This is a genomic window from Pseudanabaena biceps PCC 7429 (genome assembly GCF_000332215.1).
In the GTDB taxonomy this organism is placed as follows: domain Bacteria; phylum Cyanobacteriota; class Cyanobacteriia; order Pseudanabaenales; family Pseudanabaenaceae; genus Pseudanabaena; species Pseudanabaena biceps.
In genome coordinates this window covers 1-2481 of sequence record NZ_ALWB01000367.1, presented here as the reverse complement: position 1 = coordinate 2481, position 2481 = coordinate 1, and the positions used below count along the sequence as shown (strand labels likewise).

The following is a 2481-nucleotide window of genomic DNA, read 5'->3' as shown; positions in this document are numbered from 1 at the left end:
CAAAAACTCTAAGAGATCCCCCTCAATCCCCCTTAAAAAGGGGGAAGAATTTAATTCTCCCCCCTTTTTAAGGGGGGTTGGGGGGGATCTATCCAATTCTTAAATGGTTTCTAAGAACTAGCTGATGAGGAGCTTGCATGAAACTTAGCGATCGCTAATTCATAAATTGCTTCGAGTCTTTGGGCATGGATATCGAGAGTAAATTCCGCGTGAAATAGCTCATTACCAGCAATACCGATCGCGCGAGCCTTATCAAAATTATTTGCCAAATCGGTAATTGTGGCGGCTAACTGTTCGATATTATGCGGCTCCACCAAAATTCCTGTTTTCCCATCCTCAATATGTTCGGGAATGCCGCCGACCGCACTAGCAATCACGGCACGGAACCTCGCATAGGACTCAAGGGTTACCAGTCCCGCAGGCTCTGGCCAAACACTAGGGAAAATCACCGCAAAACTTTGACGGTAAAGGTTTTCTAATTTCTCGCGCTGACACCAACCATGCCAAGTAATGCGATCGCTCAGATCTAAATCCTCGGCAAGCTTTCTGACCTGAGGCATTGCCCAACCCTCACCCGCAATGTCCAAATGAATTCTTGCATCCAATCGAGGCATCGTCCGCAGTAACCAATCCAGCCCCTTCTCAGGAACGATCCTGCCCGCAAAGAAAATATGCTGTTGATCATGGATTGCCCTTTCTAAGGGCAGGTGGGGACTTGACGGCTTGGCAATGCCACATCTGACGGTTACGACTTGAGATGCGGGTAGCCCATTGGCGATTAATTGCGATCGCACATAATCACTATTCGCGATTGCGGTAATTCCTAATCTTTTGATTTCCGTAAATTCACTATAGGCTCTGCTCAAATTAGTCATAATTGTATGGGGTCGGCGACTGCCGCAACCATCGACTAAATGTCCCCATGTACATCCTAAAAGGGACATTTGGCGATCGCAGATCTTCTTCTGATTGGACAAATACTTCGAGCCACTAGGGCAATAGATATTGTGATTGTGCAGGGTATAGACCGCAGGACATTGATTGTTTAAGCTTTTTAATAATGCCGCATCGTGAACATGCAGCAATTTGCATTGACTTTGATCGATATCATCCAAAGAGTTAACTATTTGGGGATCGTATATTTCTGGCAATGAAATCAACAGTCCATTTAGATAAGACTCAATTCCACCGACGGAGGCATTTGAACCTGTGGAGCAATGCTGAACTTTTTTCATCCGAGAAATTTTCATCTGAGAAATATTAATACAAAATAAATTTAAACGCCATGAGCAAATAGAAGTAAGCTTAAAACTTAGAAGAAGATAACCTCAACGTAGCGGAACCTCCTCTGATTTTGGTTTTTAATTATGCTGAGCTACTTATAGCAATTTTCCCAGCGATCGCGGTAGCAATAATTTCAACAATCGTCGTATTCCTCCCAAACTCAGTCGTTTTGATAAAGGATGATATTTGCTGAAATAAATATCTAAAGCTTGTTTTTTCTTCCCCAAGTTGATCGACTGTAAGATCGCGATCGGAGCGGCTCTCTTAAGCTCAAACTCTTTAGCCCAAGCTAGTTCCTCAGGAACATCGGTATTGAGGACTATATTAAAAGATTGCGCCGCCGCATCATCGTTGTCACTTTTAGACATGGCTGCGCGGCTCAGTCGATATTTAGCCGTGTATGTATCTAAAAAGAAGAAATTCTTATATTTAAGCCCAAGTTGCAAACTGAAATCAAACTCTCCACCATTTCCAACTTCTTCATAGGAACGCCACTTAATATCCTTCGCCGCAGATGCCAGAATCATAAAGCAGTCATTAGGGAACTGATGCAATATCGCTGCCTCAACCGAAGACTTTTGCAAACCAGCGCGATCGCTAGTTCGGAAGAACATTTGATTGAGATTATGGCTTTGCTCTAGATCGACTTCCCCTTCTTCAGACATTATGTACTGCTTACCATAGGCTGCAACCAAATCAGGATTAATATCCCAACAGCTATGTAAGTCTTCTAGGGCATTGGGCAACAGCAAATCATCATCATGCAAAAGCACAATTTTATGCCCTTGAGCCTTTGCATAGATAAAGTTAACATTCCTCGCTTGCCCTAAGGAAGGAGAGTGTCTAGTATAAGAAATTGGAATTTGACAACTTTTCTGCATATCTAAAATCATCTTTTCCGTTACATCATCACGGGAATCATCGCCTATCACAATCTCAATAGGTTGCAGACTTTGTTCTAGCACCGAATGCAAAGCTTCCTTAAGAAATTTTGGTCTGTGATATGTAGTAATACATACAGATATAGATGGTTTCATAGGATTTTGAGATTAAAGGGTTTGAGATTAAAGATTTTGAGATTAAAAAGCGATCTGTAAATTTTAGACAATGGACTAATTATCTCAGCATAATTAAAATTCGGGTAGAAAACCTTTGGCTCACGCGCAGCGTGAGCCAAAGGTTTTCTATCTTTCTTTA

General features: G+C 42.1%; 2 protein-coding genes. Both read right to left on the bottom strand.

Features of this window, described 5'->3' with window-relative positions:
* Positions 1-110 precede the first annotated feature (110 nt).
* Positions 111-1235 carry a glycosyltransferase family 4 protein gene (locus tag PSE7429_RS22365; RefSeq protein ID WP_009629669.1) on the bottom strand — a complete coding sequence of 375 codons (1125 nt, stop codon included), beginning with the start codon at positions 1233-1235 and terminating at the stop codon, positions 111-113.
* 144 nt (positions 1236-1379) lie between these two features.
* A complete protein-coding gene (locus PSE7429_RS22360; RefSeq protein WP_009629668.1) occupies positions 1380-2321 on the bottom strand; it encodes a glycosyltransferase family 2 protein in 942 nt (313 codons plus the stop codon).
* Positions 2322-2481 lie beyond the last annotated feature (160 nt).

Bases quoted from the DNA above. Each gene is read 5' to 3' on its own strand.
- PSE7429_RS22365 (WP_009629669.1), bottom strand. From the start codon at position 1,235: ATGAAAAAAGTTCAGCATTGCTCCACAGGTTCAAATGCCTCCGTCGGT.
- PSE7429_RS22360 (WP_009629668.1), bottom strand. From the start codon at position 2,321: ATGAAACCATCTATATCTGTATGTATTACTACATATCACAGACCAAAA.